General features: G+C 59.6%; 22 protein-coding genes. 14 read left to right on the forward strand and 8 right to left on the reverse strand.

What is annotated here, in order from left to right; translation table 11 throughout:
- Window positions 1–21: 21 nt before the first annotated feature.
- A complete protein-coding gene (locus ABJZ52_RS18735) occupies window positions 22–624 on the forward strand; it encodes an HD domain-containing protein (protein ID WP_348188562.1) in 603 nt (200 codons plus the stop codon).
- On the opposite strand, the gene xerD is transcribed toward ABJZ52_RS18735, so the two are convergent.
- The gene (xerD, locus tag ABJZ52_RS18740; RefSeq protein WP_348188579.1) at window positions 621–1,544 is read right to left on the reverse strand and encodes a site-specific tyrosine recombinase XerD; all 924 of its coding nucleotides are present in this window, start codon (window positions 1,542–1,544) and stop codon (window positions 621–623) included. The genes ABJZ52_RS18735 and xerD overlap by 4 nt on opposite strands.
- 4 nt (window positions 1,545–1,548) lie before the next feature.
- A complete protein-coding gene (locus tag ABJZ52_RS18745) occupies window positions 1,549–1,692 on the reverse strand; it encodes a hypothetical protein (RefSeq protein WP_162858391.1) in 144 nt (47 codons plus the stop codon).
- Between the two features lie 231 nt (window positions 1,693–1,923).
- Here ABJZ52_RS18745 and ABJZ52_RS18750 point away from each other — a divergent pair, with 231 nt between their 5' ends.
- From ABJZ52_RS18750 to ABJZ52_RS18760, 3 genes are read left to right on the forward strand one after another with little or no spacing between them, the layout of a single operon-like run.
- Window positions 1,924–2,499, forward strand: a complete 576-nt coding sequence (locus ABJZ52_RS18750; RefSeq protein ID WP_348188578.1) for a shikimate kinase — start codon at window positions 1,924–1,926, stop codon at window positions 2,497–2,499.
- 9 nt (window positions 2,500–2,508) lie between these two features.
- The gene (gene aroB, locus ABJZ52_RS18755) at window positions 2,509–3,657 is read left to right on the forward strand and encodes a 3-dehydroquinate synthase (protein WP_348188560.1); all 1,149 of its coding nucleotides are present in this window, start codon (window positions 2,509–2,511) and stop codon (window positions 3,655–3,657) included.
- A complete protein-coding gene (locus tag ABJZ52_RS18760; protein ID WP_348188559.1) occupies window positions 3,654–4,988 on the forward strand; it encodes an HlyC/CorC family transporter in 1,335 nt (444 codons plus the stop codon). Before aroB ends, ABJZ52_RS18760 begins: the two co-directional genes overlap by 4 nt.
- Window positions 4,989–5,017: 29 nt before the next feature.
- On the opposite strand, the gene ABJZ52_RS18765 is transcribed toward ABJZ52_RS18760, so the two are convergent.
- Entirely contained in the window at window positions 5,018–5,320 is a 303-nt protein-coding gene (locus tag ABJZ52_RS18765) for a BolA family protein (RefSeq protein ID WP_348188576.1), read from the reverse strand.
- A 176-nt stretch (window positions 5,321–5,496) separates the two neighbouring features.
- Here ABJZ52_RS18765 and ABJZ52_RS18770 point away from each other — a divergent pair, with 176 nt between their 5' ends.
- The 5 genes from ABJZ52_RS18770 (at window position 5,497) to ABJZ52_RS18790 (ending at window position 10,824) form a co-directional block, all read left to right on the forward strand.
- Complete coding sequence (locus tag ABJZ52_RS18770; RefSeq protein ID WP_192109755.1) at window positions 5,497–6,087, forward strand: DnaJ domain-containing protein; 591 nt, start codon at window positions 5,497–5,499, stop codon at window positions 6,085–6,087.
- A 78-nt stretch (window positions 6,088–6,165) separates the two neighbouring features.
- A complete protein-coding gene (gene cobS, locus ABJZ52_RS18775; protein ID WP_192109756.1) occupies window positions 6,166–7,152 on the forward strand; it encodes a cobaltochelatase subunit CobS in 987 nt (328 codons plus the stop codon).
- A 7-nt stretch (window positions 7,153–7,159) separates the two neighbouring features.
- On the forward strand, window positions 7,160–9,073 hold the full coding sequence (cobT, locus tag ABJZ52_RS18780; RefSeq protein WP_348188557.1) for a cobaltochelatase subunit CobT: 1,914 nt from the start codon (window positions 7,160–7,162) through the stop codon (window positions 9,071–9,073).
- Window positions 9,073–10,113, forward strand: coding sequence for an esterase-like activity of phytase family protein (locus ABJZ52_RS18785; RefSeq protein WP_348188555.1), 1,041 nt, complete (start codon window positions 9,073–9,075; stop codon window positions 10,111–10,113). Before cobT ends, ABJZ52_RS18785 begins: the two co-directional genes overlap by 1 nt.
- Window positions 10,114–10,200: 87 nt before the next feature.
- The gene (locus tag ABJZ52_RS18790) at window positions 10,201–10,824 is read left to right on the forward strand and encodes a LysE family translocator (RefSeq protein WP_348188554.1); all 624 of its coding nucleotides are present in this window, start codon (window positions 10,201–10,203) and stop codon (window positions 10,822–10,824) included.
- Window positions 10,825–10,900: 76 nt separating this feature from the next.
- Here ABJZ52_RS18790 and ABJZ52_RS18795 read toward each other — a convergent pair whose 3' ends face one another.
- Together ABJZ52_RS18795 and rpmB are read right to left on the reverse strand one after the other, a co-directional pair.
- Window positions 10,901–11,554 carry a queuosine precursor transporter gene (locus tag ABJZ52_RS18795; RefSeq protein ID WP_348188552.1) on the reverse strand — a complete coding sequence of 218 codons (654 nt, stop codon included), beginning with the start codon at window positions 11,552–11,554 and terminating at the stop codon, window positions 10,901–10,903.
- 23 nt (window positions 11,555–11,577) lie between these two features.
- The gene (gene rpmB / locus ABJZ52_RS18800; RefSeq protein WP_348188551.1) at window positions 11,578–11,874 is read right to left on the reverse strand and encodes a 50S ribosomal protein L28; all 297 of its coding nucleotides are present in this window, start codon (window positions 11,872–11,874) and stop codon (window positions 11,578–11,580) included.
- Window positions 11,875–12,211: 337 nt separating this feature from the next.
- On the opposite strand from rpmB, the gene ABJZ52_RS18805 reads away from it, so the two are divergent.
- The 3 genes from ABJZ52_RS18805 to ABJZ52_RS18815 all read left to right on the forward strand — a co-directional run bounded on the left by ABJZ52_RS18805 (window position 12,212) and on the right by ABJZ52_RS18815 (window position 15,688).
- Window positions 12,212–13,042 carry a DUF3108 domain-containing protein gene (locus tag ABJZ52_RS18805; RefSeq protein ID WP_348188549.1) on the forward strand — a complete coding sequence of 277 codons (831 nt, stop codon included), beginning with the start codon at window positions 12,212–12,214 and terminating at the stop codon, window positions 13,040–13,042.
- 185 nt (window positions 13,043–13,227) lie between these two features.
- Window positions 13,228–14,184, forward strand: a complete 957-nt coding sequence (locus ABJZ52_RS18810) for an acetyl-CoA carboxylase carboxyltransferase subunit alpha (protein ID WP_348188547.1) — start codon at window positions 13,228–13,230, stop codon at window positions 14,182–14,184.
- A 274-nt stretch (window positions 14,185–14,458) separates the two neighbouring features.
- Window positions 14,459–15,688, forward strand: coding sequence for a murein L,D-transpeptidase family protein (locus ABJZ52_RS18815; protein ID WP_348188545.1), 1,230 nt, complete (start codon window positions 14,459–14,461; stop codon window positions 15,686–15,688).
- A 30-nt stretch (window positions 15,689–15,718) separates the two neighbouring features.
- Here the strand turns inward: ABJZ52_RS18815 and ABJZ52_RS18820 are convergent, their stop codons facing one another.
- The 3 genes from ABJZ52_RS18820 to ispG are packed head-to-tail and all read right to left on the reverse strand — an operon-like array spanning window position 15,719 to window position 18,632.
- Complete coding sequence (locus tag ABJZ52_RS18820; RefSeq protein ID WP_348188544.1) at window positions 15,719–16,456, reverse strand: DUF429 domain-containing protein; 738 nt, start codon at window positions 16,454–16,456, stop codon at window positions 15,719–15,721.
- On the reverse strand, window positions 16,449–17,351 hold the full coding sequence (gene pdxY, locus ABJZ52_RS18825; RefSeq protein WP_348188542.1) for a pyridoxal kinase: 903 nt from the start codon (window positions 17,349–17,351) through the stop codon (window positions 16,449–16,451). The genes ABJZ52_RS18820 and pdxY overlap by 8 nt, the downstream gene beginning before the upstream one ends.
- 15 nt (window positions 17,352–17,366) lie before the next feature.
- Complete coding sequence (gene ispG, locus ABJZ52_RS18830; RefSeq protein WP_348188540.1) at window positions 17,367–18,632, reverse strand: flavodoxin-dependent (E)-4-hydroxy-3-methylbut-2-enyl-diphosphate synthase; 1,266 nt, start codon at window positions 18,630–18,632, stop codon at window positions 17,367–17,369.
- A gap of 257 nt (window positions 18,633–18,889) precedes the next feature.
- Between ispG and ABJZ52_RS18835 the strand changes: the two genes are divergently transcribed.
- Complete coding sequence (locus ABJZ52_RS18835; protein ID WP_348188538.1) at window positions 18,890–19,678, forward strand: hypothetical protein; 789 nt, start codon at window positions 18,890–18,892, stop codon at window positions 19,676–19,678.
- Between the two features lie 83 nt (window positions 19,679–19,761).
- Window positions 19,762–20,649, forward strand: a complete 888-nt coding sequence (locus ABJZ52_RS18840) for a 4-hydroxy-3-methylbut-2-en-1-yl diphosphate synthase (protein WP_348188536.1) — start codon at window positions 19,762–19,764, stop codon at window positions 20,647–20,649.
- Window positions 20,650–20,659: the final 10 nt, after the last annotated feature.

Genomic DNA, 20,659 nt, shown 5'->3' on the forward strand with positions numbered 1-20,659 from the left:
AAGACACCACGGAGCCCGGACATGAAGACCGTATCCTTCACCCAGATGAAAGACGGCACCAAGGCTGACTATGACCTGCTGGCCGAGCAGGAAAAGCCCTATCACGTTCTGACGGCAGACCGCATTCTTGCGGAACTTCGCAGGCAGGGTGAGGACACCATGTCCGGCTACAAGATCACCCGGATGGAGCACGGCCTTCAGTCTGCGACCCGCGCATATCGCGAAGAGGCGGACATAGACTGGGTCGTCGGCGCTCTGCTGCATGACATTGGCGACGGCCTGGCACCGCAAAACCACGACAGGTTTTCAGCAGAGGTCATTCGCCCCTTTGTCCGCGAGGAAGTGGCCTGGACCGTGGAGCATCACGGCATCTTCCAGATGGTCTATTATGCCAACCACTACGGCTGGGATGAAAACGCCAGAGATCGCTTCAGGGACAACATTTATTTCCAGTCCTGTGCAGATTTCTGCGAGCGGTGGGACCAGTCGTCCTTCGACCCCGATTATCCGACGGAAACGGTTGAGTTCTTTGAATCGATGGTGCGGGAAGTCTTTGCGCGCAAGGCCTATGACCCGCTCCACATCCGGGAAGGCGTGATCGTCGGACTGCCCGCCCTGTCCTAGGACTTAGCCAGCGGATGAGCGCTTTCGACCAGCTCCTGCAACCGTTCATCCAGAACATGCGTGTAGATCTGGGTGGTGGAAATATCCGCGTGACCCAGCAACTGCTGGACAACACGGAGGTCCGCGCCGTTTTGCAAGAGATGCGAGGCAAAGGCGTGGCGCAGCACATGGGGAGAGATCGCCGAGCGATCGATGCCTGCGTCACCGGCCAGATCCTTCAGGTCCCGCGCGAAGGCCTGCCGGGTGAAATGACCACTGGAGCCGTGAGAAGGAAACAACCACGGGCTCTTTTCGTAAGCCCCCTCAGCAGCGCGCAGGCCGACATAGTCACGCATGGCGCTTTGCGCCGCCTTCGACAGGGGCACCAGCCGCTCCTTGCCACCCTTGCCCTTGATCTCGATAAGCCGCGCATCGCGCATGGCGGCGGTCACAGGAAGGGCAACGAGCTCCGACACGCGAAGGCCGGTCGCATAGAGCACTTCCAGCAAGGTGTAGAGCCGGTGCGCGCGCAGTCGTGCTGCCGCTGATGTATGGGATTTAAGTGTTTCTGACCGGGCCGCCTCGATGAGCCTGTCCACATCATCGACCGTCAGAACCTTGGGCAGGCTCTGGCGCTTTTTAGGGGCGGACATCAACCGGGTCGGATCATCCTGCCGAAGACCCTCAGCATAGAGAAACTTGAAATACTGCTTCAGCGCCGAGAGACGGCGGGCCTGAGACGTGGCCGCAAAGCCTCGACCAGCCAAATCGCTCATGTAGGCGGAAATGTCATCTGCCGCCGCCGTGGCGGCATTGGTGGAGCCGAGAAAATCGGAGAAGTCCTCCAGGTCCCTGCGATAACTGGACAGGGTATTTTCCGCCGCCCCGCGCTCGGCGGCCAGCATTTCCAGAAAACTCTCCAGGGAATAGTCAGATGCCACGATCCTAGCGGCCAAAACCGTCCTTCTTGATGCGCACGGTGATCTCCCGTTCGCGCGGCTCAACCAGATTTGCCAGGGAATAGACCGCTCCATAGCCAAGACCGCCAAGAATGATCAGCACCAGGATCAGACGGGTCAGGGTTGGCACGACAGGTGGCTCCTCAAACGAATCGGATCTCGCCAGTTTTCCCTGCCCGTCGCATCGGCGCAAGCCGTCTCAACCGGCAGCGGCAAACTTCACTCTTGTGCTTCCGCCTGTTTCTTTGCATGGGGAAGCTTTCTTTTTGATCGAATGTGCTAAAACGCCGCCATGAAACACAACAGCGACCCAAAATCAGCAATCGCGACCGGCGCCGCCGGGGCCCCTTCGGCCAGCCGTATGGCACGGGTTGTCGAGGCACTTGGCGACCGCTCCATTGTTCTTGTCGGTATCATGGGATCCGGCAAGTCCACCGTTGGCCGCCGGCTGGCGCAGAAACTCGGCCTGCGCTTCATCGATGCGGACACGGCGATTGAAGAAGCGGCCAACATGACGATCGCAGAAATTTTCAGCACACATGGCGAGCCTTATTTCCGAAGCGGAGAAGAGCGTGTGATCGCGCGTCTGCTAAAAGAAGGCCCTCAGGTTCTCGCCACCGGTGGCGGCGCCTTCATGAGTGAAGCGACCCGCAAGGCCATATCGGAACACGGTATATCCGTCTGGCTCAGGGCGGATCTCGACACAGTGATGACCCGCGTGCGCAAGAAAGCGACCCGTCCGCTGCTGCAAAACCCGGATCCGGACGGTACCATGAGAGAGCTTCTGACAACACGTGATCCGGTCTATGCGACGGCAGACCTGTCGGTCCATTCACGCGAAGTCCCCCATGAAGTCGTCATGGACGAGATCATTGAGGCCCTTGCAACACGGCTTCTGGGCAGCGATATCAACACCGGTCCGACACAAGACATCTGAAGGCAATACATGACTGACACGCCCGCCTCCGCCGATCTCGAAACTGAACGTTTTCAAACCGTTCGCGTGGACTTGGGCAGCCGAAGCTACGACATCGTCATTGGTCGCGGCCTGCTAGAAGAAGCAGGTGCTCGCATCGCAGCGGTGAAACCGGGCGCGCGCCTTGCGGTCATTACGGATGAAACCGTTGCGAAGCTGCACCTTGATGCCTTCAGCAAGAGCCTGTCAGAAGCCGGGCTTGATTATGTGGTTCTGAAAGTTCCCGCTGGCGAGGCCTCCAAACGTTTCGAACTCTTTGAACGTCTTTGCGATGATGTCCTGGCAGCCCGCCTCGAGCGCGGTGATGCCGTCGTTGCGCTGGGCGGCGGTGTCGTCGGAGATCTCGCAGGTTTCGTGGCCGCTTCCGTGCGCCGCGGAATGAGCTTCATCCAGGTTCCGACAACGCTGCTGGCTCAAGTCGACAGCTCCGTAGGCGGCAAGACCGGCATAAACTCACGCCATGGCAAGAACCTGATCGGTGCTTTCCATCAGCCGGATCTTGTTTTGGCCGACACCGCCATTCTGGACACCCTGCCCCTGCGCGATTTCCGCGCCGGATATGCCGAGGTGGCAAAATACGGACTGCTCGGCGACGAGCCCTTCTTCACCTGGCTGGAAGACAACTGGCAAGCCGTCTTTGCCGGCGGCCCTGAGCGGGACGAAGCAGTCGCGCGGTCCTGCCAGGCCAAGGCCGATGTGGTCGCAGAAGACGAACATGAAGCAGGTCGCCGGGCGCTTCTCAATCTCGGTCACACCTTTGGTCATTCCCTGGAATCTGCTGTTTCCTACGAAACCGAACGGCTGGTTCACGGCGAAGGTGTCTCGATCGGCATGATGCTGGCGCATGAGTTCTCGCAGCGCCTCGACCTGATCGGACAGGAAACCGTCGACAGGGTCGAAGCGCATCTGAGTGCCGTCGGCCTGCCCATTAGGATTTCAGACATCCCGGGCCAAATGCCGCCAGCCGATACCTTGATGGACATCATTGCCCAGGACAAGAAGGTCAGCCGCGGCAGCCTGACGTTCATCCTCACGCGCGGAATCGGACAGTCCTTTGTCGAAAAGGGCGTCGACCCCGCCACCGTACGCGACTTCCTGACGGAGAAGCTGACCCGATGACCGATCTGACCCTCTGGCTGGCAATCGCGGCCATCATTGTGCTGTTGTTTCTTTCGGGCTTCTTTTCTGGCTCCGAAACGGCCTTGACCGCCGCCTCCCGTGCCCGCATGCACCAGATGGAAAAGAGCGGCGACAAGCGCGCCGGTCTGGTCGCTAGGCTCATTGCCGCCCGCGAACGCCTCATCGGGGCGCTTCTGCTGGGCAACAACCTGGTCAACATCCTGGCGTCCGCGCTGGCCACCACGGTCTTCCTCAACCTGTTTGGAGAGGCTGGCGTTGCCCTGGCAACGCTCGTCATGACCGCTCTGGTGCTGGTCTTCTCCGAAGTCATGCCGAAGACCTGGGCCATCTCAAACCCGGAGCGCTTCGCCCTGGCCGTGGCACCGATCGTCCGTGTTGTCGTGGCAATCTTCGGACCGATCGTCGCCGGTGTCGAAGTCATCGTCCGGCTCATGCTGCGCCTGGTTGGTGTCGATGTTCATGACGAGACCTGGGTGCTGTCGGCCCATGAGGAATTGCGCGGCGCGGTCGACCTTCAGCACAAGGAAGGCGGCCTCGTGAAGGCCGAGCGCGACCGCATCGGTGGTCTGCTTGATCTGGCGGAGCTGGAAGTCTCCGACGTCATGGTCCACCGGACCAACATGGTGGCCCTCAATGCTGACGACGACCTGCCGAAGCTGGTCGATGCGGCGCTTGCCTCGCCCTACACACGCTTGCCGCTCTGGCGCGGCGAAACCGACAATTTTGTCGGTGTTCTTCACGCAAAGGACCTGCTGCGCGCGCTTCATGCCGCCGGCGGCGACAGTGAAAAGCTAGACATCGAGCAGATCATCACGCCAACCTGGTTCGTGCCGGACACAACTTCGCTCCAGGACCAGCTCAACGCCTTCCTGCGCCACAAGTCGCATTTCGCCCTCGTTGTCGACGAGTATGGCGAGGTGATGGGCCTGGTCACGCTAGAAGACATTCTGGAAGAGATTGTCGGCGAGATCGCCGATGAGCACGACGTGGAGCTGGAAGGCGTGCGGCCTCAGGCCGACGGCTCCGTCGTCGTGGATGGCTCCGTGCCGATCCGCGACCTCAACCGGGCAACGGACTGGTCATTGCCTGACGAAGAGGCCACGACGATTGCGGGCCTCGTAATCCATGAAGCCCGGATGATCCCGGACGAACGCCAGATTTTCACTTTCCACGGCTTCCGCTTCACCGTGCTGCGGCGCGAGCGCAACCGGGTCACCCGTCTGCGCATCATGCCGCTAGGGCAACAAGCCCGACAGGTGCCGCCCCCTGCCGTTTCTGCCCCGCCAACGCCGACGGTTGCCGGATCGTAGTCAGCCTAAAGCAGCGCCTGCTCCCGAGCTCAGGACGCGCCGGAAATACGTGCAACGCGCGGATCGGGATCTTCTGGTGCGCGCACCTCAATGGCCAGGGCATGAACGCTGGCCGCCAGCTCGTCGGCGAGCAGCTCATTGATGGCGCGATGCCGGTTCACCCGGCTCATGCCGGAAAAGGCCTCTGAAACGATACGAACGCGAAAATGCGTTTCGCCGCCTTCTCGCCAGCCGCCATGGCCTTTGTGCTTGTCGGATTCGTCAATGACATCCAGAGAGGCTGGCGCAAATGCCTGACTCAGTTTATCGATGATAGTCTCTTTCATGCTCATGGCAGCTTTTTCGCCTCGCCTCATGTTTTCGTCAAGACGGATCCTGTAGAATGCGTCCCGCTTCGCCGCCCACAGCGGCACGAAAATGTCGCATTCGAAAATTTGCTTGCCGCAGCCCACAATTTGCATCATCGAAAAGCTTGTTCCCGCCCTCAGCTCTGACCATAATCTAGCCTATGAAACTGGACTCAAAAATCTTCGACAGCATCCGCGTGAAGCCCGACAAGGAGAAGGCGCAGGAGGAAACACATCCTTCCTGTGATCATCCCGGGTGCAAACGTCCCGGCACCCATCGCGCGCCCAAGGGTCGCGACCGGGAAGGCCAGTATTTTAATTTCTGCGTCGACCACGTGCGGGAATACAACAAGTCCTACAACTACTTCTCCGGCATGCAGGACGACGACGTCCGCAGCTACCAAAAGGACTCCATGACCGGTCACCGCCCCACTTGGAAGATGGGCGTGAACCGTCAGGCAGCCGATGGTCCCGATGGAATTGATCCGCGGACGGCAGCGCGCGCAAACGCGCAGCGCCGTGCGTCCGAAACCCGGCAACCGCGCCAGCGCAAGCTGCTGGCTCTTGAAAAGCGCTCGCTGGATGTGCTCAATCTGGGACCAAATGCCCGTGGCGCTGAAATCAAGACGCGCTATAAAGAACTTGTGAAATTAAACCACCCGGACGCCAATGGCGGTGATCGCTCATCCGAAGATCGTCTTCGAGAGATCATCCAGGCCTACAATGTCCTGAAAAAGGCTGGCTTCCTTTAGGTCGCGACCTAGTCTGCATCTTCCCTGCAGATATTTCCAAAACACCCCACCCGGCACGGCCGAGGCAGCGGAGGACCGATGACTGAGATGACGAACGCGGCTGCGAGCACGCCGGATACAGAAGTTTCCGTGGAAGAGGTCTTTGGCTTCAAGACCGACCTCAGGGTTCCGGCTTTCTCGACCCCGTCCGAACATGTGCCGGAGGCCGATCCGGACTATCTTTTCGACCGCGCGACGACCCTCGCCATCCTGGCCGGCTTTGCGCACAACCGCCGCGTCATGGTCTCGGGCTATCACGGCACCGGTAAGTCGACCCATATCGAGCAGGTCGCCTCTCGCCTGAACTGGCCTTGTATCCGCGTCAATCTGGACAGCCACATTTCCCGTATCGATTTGGTCGGCAAGGACGCCATCGTCATCAAGGACGGCCAGCAGATCACCGAATTCAAGGACGGCATCCTGCCCTGGGCCTATCAGCGCAACATCGCGCTTGTGTTCGATGAATATGATGCCGGCCGCCCGGACGTGATGTTCGTGATCCAGCGGATCCTGGAATCCTCCGGCCGCCTGACCCTGCTCGACCAGTCACGCGTGATCCACCCGCATCCCGCGTTCCGCCTGTTCGCCACGGCCAACACCATCGGCCTGGGCGACACCTCGGGCCTCTACCACGGCACCCAGCAGATCAACCAGGCGCAGATGGACCGCTGGTCCATCGTCACCACGCTCAACTATCTGCCGCACGACAATGAAGTCGACATCATCCTGTCCAAGGCCAAGCACTACCAGGGTGCAGAGGGCCGTGCGACCGTTTCCAAGATGGTGCGCCTCGCTGACATGACGCGAAACGCATTTATCAATGGCGACCTGTCGACCGTCATGAGCCCGCGTACGGTCATCACCTGGGCCGAGAATGCCGAAATCTTCGGCGACATTGGCTTCGCTTTCCGTCTGACCTTCCTCAACAAGTGCGACGACATGGAACAGGCGCTGGTCGCCGAGTTCTATCAGCGCTGCTTCGGTGAAGAACTGCCGGAATCCTCCGCCAACATCGTGATGAGCTGAGGACCGCATGGCAGGGCCGGGCAGCAACTCCAATCCGAGCGGCAAGTCGACGCCGTCGACAGAACCGTTCAAGCAGTCGGTCACCGGAACCATCCGGGCGATTGCCGGTGAGCCGGAGCTGGAGATCATCTTCTCCGGCGACCGTCCCGGCCTGTCCGGGGCAACCGCGCGTCTGCCCGAGCCATCTCGCAAGCCAACGGCCGGCGAAGTTGCCGTAACCCGTGGCCTTGGCGATTCAATGGCCCTGAAGATTGCGTGCCACGATGCCAAGCTTCACGCTCGCAGGGCACCCTCCGGTCCCGAAGCTCGTGCAATCTTCGAGGCTGTTGAACAGGCCCGGTGCGATGCCGTCGGCTCGATCCGCATGGAAGGTGTGGCCGACAACATCTCCGCCATGCTCGACGACCGCTACAAAAAGGCCAATGCGCCAGAAGTGGTCAGCCGCGAGGAAGCGCCGCTTCAGGATGCCATCGCCCTCATGGTCCGCGAGCGCCTGACCGGTGCACCCCCACCACCCAGCGCGACCAAATTGGTCGACATGTGGCGCGGCTGGATCGAGGAAAAGGCTGCCAAGGATCTCGATCTTCTGACCACACGCGTCGAGGATCAGGAAAGCTTTGCCAAACAGGTTCATCAACTGCTGACGTCCCTCGAAATGGCCGATGAAATCGGCGATCAGGATCAGGACGACGATCCGAACCAGAGCGAGGATGAAGGCAACAACGACGAAGCTGAAGCCGGCGATGACGGCGAAGAGGACACCGGCGAACAGGAAGCGGCTCCCCAGGAAATGGAGATGTCGGGAGAAGAACAGGACGCAGGCGAGCAGGATGCTGCCGACAGCGAAATGGAAGACTTCTCTGAAGACGACATGGCTGACGCCTCGGAAGACGCAGGCGAAAGCGATCGGCAGGACATGCCGTTCTCCAACCGTCCGCCCACGTCCGACTACAAGGTCTTCACCACCCAATTCGACGAGACCGTGACTGCGGAGGACCTCTGTGACATCGCGGAACTGGATCGGTTGCGCGGCTTCCTCGACAAGCAGCTGACCAATCTTCAAGGCGCCGTCGCGCGGCTCGCAAACCGTCTGCAGCGCAAGTTGATGGCACAGCAGAACCGTTCCTGGGACTTCGACCTGGAAGAAGGCATCCTTGATACGGCGCGTCTGACACGCGCGGTTACCGATCCGACGGCACCGCTCGCCTTCAAGCAGGAGCGAGACACGAACTTCCGCGACACGGTCGTCACGCTGCTGATCGACAACTCCGGCTCCATGCGCGGTCGGCCAATCACCGTCGCTGCCACATGCGCCGATATCCTCGCCCGCACCCTTGAGCGTTGCGGCGTAAAAGTGGAGATTCTCGGTTTCACCACCAAGGCGTGGAAAGGTGGTCAGTCCAGGGAAGCCTGGCTTGGCGCGGGCAAACCCGCAACGCCCGGGCGTTTGAATGATCTGCGCCACATCATCTACAAGTCCGCCGACGCCCCCTGGCGCCGGTCGCGCCGCAACCTTGGCCTGATGATGCGCGAAGGGCTGCTTAAGGAAAACATCGATGGAGAAGCCCTGACCTGGGCTCACGAGCGTCTTCTGGGGCGTCCGGAACAACGCCGCATCCTCATGATGATTTCCGACGGCGCTCCTGTCGATGATTGCACCTTGTCCGTCAATCCCGGCAACTATCTCGAACGGCACCTGCGTCATGTCATCGAGGAAATCGAGGACCGTTCTCCGGTCGAGCTGATTGCCATTGGCATCGGCCACGATGTGACCCGTTACTACAAGCGCGCCGTGACAATTGTCGATGCCGAGGAACTGGCGGGTGCGATGACGGATCAGTTGGCTGATCTGTTTGACGACGAGGTTCCTGAGGCGCCAGTTCGCGGCCGAAGAAAAAAACGTGCAGGAGGACGGCGCTGATGGCAAAAGGCGGCTCGCACTTGCGTGCGCTCGCCGCCGCTGCACTCGGCTGCTGTTTCCTGCTGCAAGTCCTGGCCGTCAAAGCCGAATACGTGTCCCTTCTTGCAGCTGCCAAGTCTGTTCAGGTCAAGACCAGGCTCTTCGACCGCTTTCAAATCGGCCGGGATCTCGACACCTTCGGCCCGCTGACATTTCTGGGTGGATTGGAGCTGATTTCCGCCGATCGCAACGTCGGTGGTTTGTCAGGACTTTTGAGCCTGGACAGCGGCAACCAGATCCTCGCCGTCACCGACAACGGCCTCTGGTTCGCCGCAGAGATCAAGCAGAGCCCGGACGGCACTCCGCTCGACGTCACAAATGCCCGCTATACGCCGATGCTCAACCGCGAGGGCAAGAGCCTGCGCGCCGCTTGGCAGCACGATACGGAAGCCATTGCGATCGACGGCGACAGCCTTCTGGTCACGGCGGAACGGGCCAACGACATCTTCCGCTTTCCCTGGCCGCTGGCCACAGGCAAGGAGCGGATGATCGAAGAATTGCCAGTCTCGTCCGAGATCAAGGCCTTGCGAAGCAGCAAGGGACTTGAAGCCCTGGCGATGCCCCCGACAGGATCTCGTCTTCAGGGAACCGCTCTGGCCATTGCCGAGCGCGGCCCAAGTGGCAGCGACAGCATCCCCGCATTTCTGCTCAAGGAGGGGCAGCAGGAAACGCTGTCGGTGGCACGATCGGACCGTTACGACGTCACCGATGCAACCTTCCTGCCCACCGGCGATCTGCTGCTTCTGGAACGGCGCTTTAATCTGCGCGACCTCGTCGGCATGCGCATACGTCTCATTCAGGACGCCGATATACTGCCCGGTGCACGGCTTGAAGGACAAGTCCTGTTGGAGGCCGACTACGGCTACCAGATCGACAACATGGAAGGCATCGCCATCCATGAGGGACCAGACGGCGCGACCATTCTAACGCTTCTATCTGACAACAACCGGTCGCTCCTGCAAAGAACGCTGCTGTTGCGCTTCAAAATGGACGCCCTCTGAGGAGTCTCCTTTTCAAGATAACTCCTTTGTAGAAAAGTGGCCGTGTAAACCTCTCAGAATTAGGCGCGAAAAGCTGGAGAAACCCGCATGGAAACGATCAATTTCCCTCTGATTTTCAGCGTTGCTCTCCTCGCACTCGCCACACCCGGACCAGCGACCTTGGCGATTGCGGGCACTTCCATGGCGTCGGGTCGCAAACATGGAATGGCCTTGGCCTTCGGCGTTCTATGCGGCTCACTGACCTGGTCGGTTACGGCGGCTCTCGGCCTCGGGACCTTGATGCTGGCCAATGCCTGGGTCTTGGAGGCCATTCGCTACGTCGGTGCCGGCTACTTGATTTTTCTGGCGCTTAAATCCGCCAGAGCCGCTTTTTCCCGTGCCAAAAAACAAGTCAGCCCGATCCAGGTACATTCTGGCGGCACCGCCTTTCGCAAGGGATATGCGCTGCACCTCACCAACCCGAAAGCCATTCTTTTCTTTGGATCGCTCTATTCCGTCGGCGTTCCGCCGAACTCGAGCTTTGCCGAGCTTCTCCCCGTCATCGTCATGATCGGGCTGATGAGCGCCACCGTATTCCTGGGCTATGGCTGGTTGTTTGCAGTACCCGCGCTAAGGAACGGCTATACCCGCCTGCACCGCTGGTTCAACGGACTGTTTGCGATTGTCTTCGGCAGCGTCGGATTGCGCCTGCTGACCGCCCGCCTGATTTAAACGACCGCAAACAAAAAAGCCTCCCGGATCGAGAGGCTTTTCTGAATTTCAAAACACAATGACGTTCGATCTGCGATTATGCTGCCGATCCGTTCGGCGTCGGCTGCAGAAAGCTCAGAACGATCCGGTACGGCGCGAGAAGCGCAACCGCCACGATGATCTTCACCGCGAAATCACCCAGCGCCCAGGAAACCCAACGCGGCGCTTCCAGCGCAAACACGCCGAACAACGGCGCCACTTCCGCTGCGAAATCGTCATGGTAGCCAAGGGTGGTCGAAAAGATTGCGGCAAAGGCGAGCGAGAAGAACAGCACCGTGTCCACGATTGATCCCAGCAGAGAGGAAACAATCGGGGCTTTCCACCAGGTCGCACGGCGCAACCGGTCGAAGACGGTCACATCAAGCAACTGAGCCACCAGAAACGCGGAGCCCGACGCAATTGCGATCCGCGGCGTGGCCAGCCAGATCGACAGCAATACCGCAATCAAGAAACCCACGAGCACGACGAATCGCGCGGCATTGGGCCCGAACCGGCGATTTGTCAGATCGGTCACCAGAAAGGCAGCGGGATAGGTAAAAGCACCCCATGTCAGGATGTCTGCGAGATTGACCGCGCCAAGCATTCCCTGAACGGGAAACTGAACCAGAAAATTGGAGGCCACAACGACAGACGCCATCGCGAGGATCACGATGGCGAGTCGGGCCACGGAGAAACTCCGGGAATCCGTCATGTTTTTATCCTGCGAAAGGAAGATCAGGCAGCTGCCGCTGCAGCCTTGTGGCGGCGGATGCTTGCCTTGATCTGACGTGCCTTCTGGGACAGGCCATCTTCAGAAGCCTTCGCCAGATACGCGTCGAGACCACCGCGATGCTCGACAGAGCGCAGTGCATGCGCGCTGATGCGCAGCTGGAAAGTCTCGCCAAGTGTTTCGCTCATAAGAGAAACGACGCACAGGTTCGGCAGAAAACGGCGGCGTGAACGGTTGTTTGCGTGAGAGACGTTGTTACCCGTCATCACATCCTTGCCGGAGAGTTCGCAACGGCGTGCCATGATATCACCTTTTATCTTTTGGCCGGCCCGCGAAAACAGACCCGGCAGTTGCAACCGGAAGGGAGCGGACCTGAGGCCCGGCTACGCATCTCCGGCTTTGTACGGAAAAAGTTGGCCTGCTATACTGACCGAGCACGCTATCGTCAAGGCTTCAAAACGCGCGGAATGCGATTCCTTACTTTTCCGACACGTTCGCGTGCTACGTTAACGACTGAGTTACCATACGCACGAACAATTGGCACGTCCGCTGCAGGTGATTTGCGCAAGCAATTTTCCGCACGGGCAACAGCGCGGGGGCGCAAGATCGTCGTCAACTCCGACGGCGTGGAGGTTTGAAGTGTCTGGTTTTAGATTATTTGGGCAATTTCTTGCTCTGCCATTTCTGGCATGCGCTCTTGCTGCGGCTCCAGCAGCCGCCAAGAAAAGCAGCGTCGGCGGTCTCTACAATATTTCGATCGCCGGCTTCACCGTCGGTCGGGGCAGCCTGTCGCTCATGCTGCAGGGCAACGCCTATTCTGCCAAGGTCGGGCTGGAGCCCGCCGGCATCGGGACGCTTTTCTCCACGGGCAAGGGAGGCGCGGAAGCCTCTGGCTGGCTGGTCGGTTCAAAGGTCGTGCCATCGCGCTACCAGATGGCATCCCACGCTGCCAACCGCGACTTCTACGTCGCGCTGAAGCAGGGATCCGGTCACATCCGGAACATGGAAGTGACACCGCAGTTCAAGCCAAACAAGGAACGCATCAAGGTCACAGGCCGCCACCGCAAGAACGCCATGGACCCCCTGAGCGCGGCATTGATGCCTGTGCGCGCCGGAAAGAACGCCCTTGGACCCGAGGCCTGCAAACGCAAACTGCCCGTGTTTGACGGCTGGACACGTTTTGACATCAAGCTCAGTTACAAGGGTACGAAAGAAGTGTCCGGCAAGGGCTATGATGGCAAGGTCGTGATCTGCAAGGCACAGTGGGTTCCAGTGGCAGGCCACCGCCCGTCAAAAGAATCAGTCAAACATATGGCAAAGGCCGGCATGGAAGCCTGGCTTGCTCCCATGGGCCGTGACAACGTGCTGATCCCTTACAGGATTTCCATCGACACCACCTCCGGACGACTGGTGGTTCAAGCCTCCAAACTCAACATTGGCGGCGACGGAAGCGATCGCGCAGCGCGCTGACAAAGCAAAGGCAAGAGTGATCAAGCCGGCGGCACGCTCTTGCGCGTGCCCCTTTCTCTTGCTAGAGCCGACTACTAAAGACAAACAGGGCACTGCAACATCCCTGTCGGATCACGTCACAAAACAGGCCCTTGCACCTTGCTCTCAAGGCGCCCGCCGGCTGCTTGTTCCAGGTAAACGAGTACATGCACAGCTATTTGGAATTTGAAAAACCCGTCGCGGATATCGAAGGCAAGATCCAGGAGCTTCGCGCCCTGGCAGCTGACGGCGAGGCCGTGAACATCGAGGATGAGATCAAGCGGCTGGACATGAAGTCGTCGCAGACTCTCAAGGACCTCTATTCCAAGCTGACGCCCTGGCAGAAAACCATGGTCGCGCGGCACCCGGATCGCCCGCATGCTGCCGACTACATCTCTGCGCTGGTCGAGGACTTCACGCCACTGGCTGGAGACCGGAACTTTGCCGAAGATCACGCCCTGATCGCCGGCCTGGGCCGTTTCCGTGGCCAATCGGTTGCGGTTCTCGCCCAGGAAAAAGGCTCGGACACACAGTCTCGTCTGAAGCACAATTTTGGCATGGCCCGTCCGGAAGGCTACCGCAAAGCGGTACGCATCATGGACATGGCCGAGCGTTTCAACATTCCCGTTCTGTCGCTGGTCGACACGGCCGGTGCCTATCCAGGCGTCGGCGCTGAAGAGCGTGGACAGGCTGAAGCGATCGCCCGTTCGACAGACAAGGGTCTGGGACTGGGCACCCCCTCCATCTCGCTCATCATTGGCGAAGGCGGATCCGGCGGCGCGATTGCAATTGCCACCGCCAACAAGGTTCTGATGCTCGAGCATGCAATCTACTCGGTGATTTCGCCCGAGGGAGCGGCGTCCATCCTGTGGCGTGACAGCGCAAGAGCCCAGGACGCGGCGACCAACATGAAGGTGACGGCGCAGGATCTTCTGCAGCTGAAGGTCATCGACGGCATCGTCGAAGAACCGGTCGGCGGCGCCCATCGTGCCCGCGAGACGGTAATCGATCGTGCAGGCTCCGCCATCGAGACAGCCCTTGCGGATCTCTCCAAGCTTTCGCCGGAAGAGATCCGCAAGCAGCGCCGCGAGAAATTCCTCAACATCGGACGCACCCTGTCCTGAATCTGATTGATCTCACGAAACCGTGTGCGGGGGTGACCATCGGCGCCCCCGTTTGCCGTTGTTTGGCCCGATTTTGGGCTCAAAGTAATGGTCGGACTTGATTGTCGGCGGGATATACCCTGAGATAATCAGAGACACATTTTGTCGGTCAGGTAACCCGCTATAAACCATAGCTGCCTAGTTTTGATGACTGGCTTCGGGTGAGGTTTCATTGCCCGGCGCCCGATTGGAGTTCCGGCCGACCGGAACGAGTTGGAGTTTTCGGGACGTTCTCATGGCCCATCGGCAAAATCCAAAGGCAACGTTTTCAAACCTGACGCGGACGTCGTTCCGACGTGTCCGCAATCTGGGCGGCGCCCTTCTTGTCGCCGGTCTTCTGGCAGGATGTCAGGCCGATGAGCTTGGCTATGGACCAAAGGCACAACGGCCGGTTTCAAGCGACATCAAGCGCAAGATCACCGATCTGAACATGAGCAAGACGTCGCCGATCCTCATCCGGATCTTCAAGGAAGAGAACACGCTCGAAGTCTGGAAGGAAAAGCGCAACGGCAGGTTCGCGCTCCTGGAAGAATTCGAGATCTGCAAATGGTCGGGAAAACTTGGGCCGAAATTCAAGGAAGGCGATCGGCAGGCACCGGAAGGCTTCTATGAGATCACACCCGGCTTGATGAACCCGAATTCAAGCTATCACCTGGCTTTCAACCTGGGCTTTCCCAACAGCTACGACCGGTCTCATGGCCGCACCGGCTCACACCTGATGGTGCATGGTGCCTGTTCGTCGCGCGGTTGCTACGCAATGACCGACGCTCAGGTGCAGGACATCTACGCCCTCGCCCGCGACAGCTTCAAGGGTGGCCAACGCTCATTCCAGGTCCAAGCCTATCCGTTTGAGATGACTCCGGAAAACATGGCCAAGCATCGCGACAGCGAGCACATGGAATTCTGGCGTATGCTCAAGACCGGATACGACCACTTTGAATTGACCCAGGTGCCCCCGAAAATATCCGTGTGCGAGAAGAAATACGTCTTCGACGCCACCCCACTTGTCGAAGGCATCCCGTTCCGTGCGTCTGCGAAATGCCCTGACTATCAGGTGTCACCACGCCTGCAGCAGCTGGTTAGCAAGAAGCAAAGCAAGGACGATCAGAAATACGAACAGATCGTCGCTCGCCTGGATGCCCGTGAAGAGCGTCAGAAGCGGTGGGAAGAACGGCAGACGAAAATTGCAAATGTGATCGGCGGCGGAACCCAGGCAGCTGAAGCTGCCTCAACCACCGAGACGCAGACAGCATCCACGCCCGCGGCACCCGGTGCAATCACTCCAAAGCCGGCAGACGGCGAAACGTCGGTCGAGACCGCTTTCGCACCCAGCGTCGCCAAGCCGAGCACAACCAGCTCTTTTTTCAAGCGCTGGGTACCATTTGGGAACAAGGCTGAAGACGACACCCCGTCGCCGGAAGTCGGCGAAATCTCGACTGAGCTTGTGCCAGCCTCCAAGCCTTGATCGCCCGAAACGGCCAGTTAGAGGCCCTGCTCAGGCCCAGATCGCCATTCTGAGACCTTTGCCATCGCGTCGATAGTCATTTGGAAATGGCTCCGCCTTACCCGCGGCAATTCTTGACGCGATCAGGCAATTGGCGGCCGCATCAAGAAGATCATCCCGCCCGACGCCTTTGGGCGGCACCTGATCCAGAAATGTCTTGTCAAATCCATGAGACACGAGAAGGTCCCTGCGTTGATCGAGGCCCGGTCCATTTGGACGGCTCTTGATCTTCTTCGGCAGGCTCATGGCAGCCTCGCCGTTCAGCCTCCAAAAGGCGAGTTCCGGGTGAACTTCAAAGACCCGCTCCTCCAACGCCACCGTCATCACAGTGTCGATCTCGCGCATTTTCGGAAAAAGATAAAAGCACTGCTTGGAGACCTTCTTCGGCGGATCCGATGTCTCCCGAGCGACACTACACGCCTCGAGATAGTCGTCCGTATAGACAGCGGCCCTAGAGGGAACAGTAAAGACCGAAGACTGGCGTTGACCGAGATGTTTGCGCGCCGCCTGTTCCGATCCGCGCCCTCGTGGCCCTATATGATCAGGCAGGCCAATCGGCATGTCGACCGCGACAGTCGAAAATTCAGGTTGATGCGCGAGCAGGACCGCGAAGCTCTCAAAAACCTGCAGTTGATAGGGTCCCTGCCCACGTAAATCAGACGAAACCACAACCCATCCAGCCTTGCAGCCGTCGACGCCGGCAATCCTTTTGTTTCCAGGATCAGCCACGGCCTGTGGCTTCGAGCACCCGCCGACTGGAGACGAGGGCCATGGGGCGGCCCAGCGTCATCTGCTCTTCAGCAATGAGCAATTCGTCAGCACCCTTTTTCACGCTGCGTGCAACCATCTCGAAGGTCGATCCGGCAGCGCGTACAAGCGCCTCTTCATCCTGCATGCCTTCCAGAAGGCGAACCAGAAAAAGTCCTGCCATCAGATCACCAGTGCCATTTGGCGGATTTGGAACGGTCGCATGCTCAGCCGCGAGCGCACCACGGCGCATGACCAGCAGGTTGGCAATGGAATTGCGGCGCATGGCAGGAGAAGAGGTCACCAGAACCCGGTCATTGCCAAGATCCCGCGCGGCTGACAGGGCCTGAAGCTCGGTCGCCACGTCACGGCCCGTCAGCCACCCCAGTTCGAAACAATTAGGCGTGACGATATCGGCGAGCGGCACCAGGTCATCACGGATCGTTTCTGCAGTGGATTTGGGCACGTAGAGACCGCTGCGATCCCCCTCAAAATGGTCACCCATCACCGGGTCACAAACATAGAGCGCATCCGGCGAAGCCTGTTTAACCGCCTTGATCAGTTTCGCAATCGGAGCAGACTGCTCAGCATTCCCGAGATAGCCCGTGACGATCCCGCCGATCTCCTTGAGTTTCGGCGAGTTCACGAGATCCTCGACGATCGCAGAGAAATCCGCAGCGGGTGCGGTAATCCGCGTACCGGCGCCCTGTCCTGGGTGCCAGGGCAGAAGGATCGTCGGCAGAAACCAGACCGGATGGCCCAGTCTTTCGAGCGCAAAAACCAGCCCGCGTCCACTTATCCCGCCGCGCACGACCTGGGATGTGATCACGAGGATGGCAGGTTTGGAACTCTCCTGTGAACCAGGCATCGATGTCATGAAGGACAGCTTTCGTCAGGCAATGTCGGCGGAAGAAGGACTCATCGCCCCCTTGCCATAGCGGTTCTCGATATACTCAAGCACCATCTTCTTGAAATCGTCAGCGATATCGTCGCCACGTAGTGTGGTGACCTTCTCACCATCGACAAAAACCGGAGCCGATGGCGTTTCGCCGGTGCCGGGCAGGGAAATTCCGATATCGGCGTGCTTGGATTCTCCCGGGCCATTCACGATGCAGCCCATGACGGCAACATTGAGATTCTCGACCCCGGGATACTGCTCGCGCCACGCCGGCATCGACACACGGATGTGATCCTGAATGTCGCTGGCCAGCTCCTGAAAGACCGTCGACGTCGTCCGACCGCAGCCCGGACAGGCGGCAACGACCGGCACAAACGCCCGGAACCCCATGACCTGCAGAAGCTCCTGGGCAACCTGCACCTCGCGGGTGCGGTCGCCGCCAGGCTCTGGCGTCAACGAAACACGGATCGTGTCTCCAATGCCCTGCTGAAGCAGAATTCCCATGGAGGCGGCGGACGAAACGATGCCCTTGGTGCCCATGCCCGCTTCCGTCAGGCCCAGGTGCAGCGCGTAATCACACCGCTGCGCCAGATCTGCATAGACCGCGATCAGATCCTGCACCTGGCTCACCTTGGCCGACAGGATGATCTTGTCGCGCGCCATGCCCAGGGCCTCGGCCCGTTCACCCGACAAAAGTCCGGACTGGATGATCGCGTCGCGCATGACCGCAGCTGCGGAAACCGGCTTGTCGCTGCCCGAATTCTCATCCATCAGGCGCGTCAGGAGTTCCTGATCCAGCGACCCCCAGTTGACGCCGATCCGAACGGCCTTGTCGTACTTCTGGGCGATGTCGATGATTTGCGAAAACTGCGTGTCCCGCTTCGCCTTGAAACCGACGTTGCCCGGATTGATCCGGTACTTGTCGAGAGCGGCCGCGCAATCTGGATAGTCGGTCAGCAGCTTGTGGCCGATGTAGTGGAAGTCGCCAACCAACGGCACATCAATGCCGATCCGGTCCAGCCGGTCCTTGATGCGCGCCACCTGGGCCGCGGCTTCCGGCCGGTCGACCGTAATGCGGACAATTTCCGACCCGGCGCGCGCCAGCGCTGCGACCTGGGCGACTGTCGCATCCGCGTCCGCCGTATCCGTGTTGGTCATCGACTGCACGACGATCGGCGCGTCGCCGCCAACCGTGACATTGCCGACCTTCACCGGCACGGACCGCCGACGCGGCAACTGCTTTGCGAAATTGTCGATCATGGACCTATGCCGTTTCGCTGCGTTTGGGCTGCATATGTGGCGCAGGTGCGTTCGCCACAAGCTTTCCCCGCCTGATTAGTGCGCCTTGACCAAAAGGGCAATGCCGGAGCGGTCTTCGAAAGACTGCGCAGCTGGTCGATGACAAAGGAAACGTCTCCCGTTAAGGTCGCACTCAATTCTCGCCAATCGCCCGTCCAGCCATCGCCTGACGGGCATTGCCAGCTGCTATTGCCAAACAACTTTTCTAAGGGTTGACCGTGTTCAAACGTATTCTCAAAGATTCTTTTTATCTCGTCTTTGGAAACCTCGAGACGGTCTTCCGGGCCTGCGGTGCCTGGTTCGTTCTTCAATTTGTGCTGATCATCGCCACCCAGCTCCTGGTTGGCGAGACCCAGGACGCGACCGAAACCACACCGGCGGCAGCACTGATCGCCATCATCTCTTTTGTCTTTGCCCTTGCCTCTTCCGCTTCCATATCCGTCGCCTGGCACAGGTTCGGCCTTCTTGGCGAAGAGCCTGATCTCATCCATTTGAAATTGGGCGCAATAGAAGGCCAGTTCATCCTCAAGATGATCCTGCTCGCCTTGATCCTCATGGTCTGCATGGTGCCTGTGGTTCTTGTCTTTGCCCTTCTCAGCTCGATGCTCCAGGCGCCGGCGGTGATGATCGTCCTCTGGCTCGTGGCCGCAATTTTTCTGGTGCCGCATTTCATGCGTCTCTATCTCACCCTGCCGGCAGTCGCCGTTGAAAGGCCGCTCGGCTTCAAGGAAGCCTATGAACTCGGCAAGGGGCTTGGCTGGTCCATGTTCGGTGCGGCTTTCACCCTCTCGCTGCCTTTCATCGTCGTCAGTGTCGGCCTGCAGCTCTTGCTGGGTTTCGTCGGTGGTGGGCTGCCGCTGATCCTGATCCAGTTCAAGGTGCTGATCCTGAACCTGCTGCTGCAGATCATCGTCACGGTCCTCGGGATCTCCGTGATCACCGCAGGTTACCGAATTGCGATGGAAAGGGCTCACGGAGCAGGAGCAGGCCCCTCCCGCTCTGACTGACCACACACGCCCTTCAAAGCTCCGCCGAAATCACTATGTTGGGGCGAGACCGGTGAAGGATCGCGCTGCGGGAGACTGGAAAAGTGTTTGTCACGCTGTTGGAGCGATCGTTGTCACTGGCCATGGCCCATCAGGGAACCCTGTTCCGAACCGGCTGGGCCTATATCCTCCTTCTGGCGGCACTCAACTTCGCCATAGGCTCGGTGCTGTCGCCCGGCGCTGGTTTTTCGACCGTGTCCTATATGACCGAGCCGGTCGGCGAGCCAAATGAGGGCGGCCTGCGCCTTCTCGCCATCCTTGCCAATATCCTCATCGGGTTTTCGATCGCAATTGCCTATGTGCGCCGAATTCTGATCGACGCACGGGACTTTCCGCTGACAGTCTCGAAGCGCACATTGTCCGTCATCATCAACCAGATTGTCCTGTCGCTGATCGGCGTCGTTGCGCTGATCCCACTCGGCATTGTTGCATCCGTTATCGCCATGTTCACAGGCGGCCTGGGTTTCCTGCTTTTCCTCGCAGCGCCCTTTATCTCGCTCATGGTGGTCCAGAAGCTATCGGTCGTCCTGCCCGCGGCTGCCGTGGATGACCCCTTGACCTTGAAGGAGAGCTGGAGCGCCACGCGCGGACTTGGATGGCCCATGGCGTTCTCGGCCCTGATCATGAGCCTCCTGGCGGGCTGCCTGATCGGCCTCTGGTACCTGGCCTTGACGGCAGTGGGCGCATTGACTGCAGGCGAGCCGATCCTTGAACAGATCCGCTCCGCCGTCTTCCCCATGGGCTCCATGCTGCTGACAGTCTGGATCTTCGCCAGTCTCCACGCGACCTTTTACGGTCTGATCCGCGAACGGTTCGCCGTACGCCTCGGCTTGACCCGCCAGGTCTACGAACAGGCCGACACGAGCCGTCAGTCCGCCAGGGAGAAGGCAGAAAAGGCGCTTGCCTCGGTCAACCGTATCAACCGGCGTTGAGGTCCCGCCT

This window comes from Roseibium sp. (assembly GCF_039982295.1).
Classification (GTDB): domain Bacteria; phylum Pseudomonadota; class Alphaproteobacteria; order Rhizobiales; family Stappiaceae; genus Roseibium.

Bases quoted from the DNA above. Each gene is read 5' to 3' on its own strand.
- ABJZ52_RS18735 (WP_348188562.1), top strand. From the start codon at position 22: ATGAAGACCGTATCCTTCACCCAGATGAAAGACGGCACCAAGGCTGAC.
- ABJZ52_RS18750 (WP_348188578.1), top strand. From the start codon at position 1,924: ATGGCACGGGTTGTCGAGGCACTTGGCGACCGCTCCATTGTTCTTGTC.
- aroB (WP_348188560.1), top strand. From the start codon at position 2,509: ATGACTGACACGCCCGCCTCCGCCGATCTCGAAACTGAACGTTTTCAA.
- ABJZ52_RS18760 (WP_348188559.1), top strand. From the start codon at position 3,654: ATGACCGATCTGACCCTCTGGCTGGCAATCGCGGCCATCATTGTGCTG.
- ABJZ52_RS18765 (WP_348188576.1), bottom strand. From the start codon at position 5,320: ATGAGCATGAAAGAGACTATCATCGATAAACTGAGTCAGGCATTTGCG.
- ABJZ52_RS18770 (WP_192109755.1), top strand. From the start codon at position 5,497: ATGAAACTGGACTCAAAAATCTTCGACAGCATCCGCGTGAAGCCCGAC.
- cobS (WP_192109756.1), top strand. From the start codon at position 6,166: ATGACTGAGATGACGAACGCGGCTGCGAGCACGCCGGATACAGAAGTT.
- cobT (WP_348188557.1), top strand. From the start codon at position 7,160: ATGGCAGGGCCGGGCAGCAACTCCAATCCGAGCGGCAAGTCGACGCCG.
- ABJZ52_RS18785 (WP_348188555.1), top strand. From the start codon at position 9,073: ATGGCAAAAGGCGGCTCGCACTTGCGTGCGCTCGCCGCCGCTGCACTC.
- ABJZ52_RS18790 (WP_348188554.1), top strand. From the start codon at position 10,201: ATGGAAACGATCAATTTCCCTCTGATTTTCAGCGTTGCTCTCCTCGCA.
- ABJZ52_RS18795 (WP_348188552.1), bottom strand. From the start codon at position 11,554: ATGACGGATTCCCGGAGTTTCTCCGTGGCCCGACTCGCCATCGTGATC.
- rpmB (WP_348188551.1), bottom strand. From the start codon at position 11,874: ATGGCACGCCGTTGCGAACTCTCCGGCAAGGATGTGATGACGGGTAAC.
- ABJZ52_RS18810 (WP_348188547.1), top strand. From the start codon at position 13,228: ATGCACAGCTATTTGGAATTTGAAAAACCCGTCGCGGATATCGAAGGC.
- ABJZ52_RS18815 (WP_348188545.1), top strand. From the start codon at position 14,459: ATGGCCCATCGGCAAAATCCAAAGGCAACGTTTTCAAACCTGACGCGG.
- pdxY (WP_348188542.1), bottom strand. From the start codon at position 17,351: ATGACATCGATGCCTGGTTCACAGGAGAGTTCCAAACCTGCCATCCTC.
- ispG (WP_348188540.1), bottom strand. From the start codon at position 18,632: ATGATCGACAATTTCGCAAAGCAGTTGCCGCGTCGGCGGTCCGTGCCG.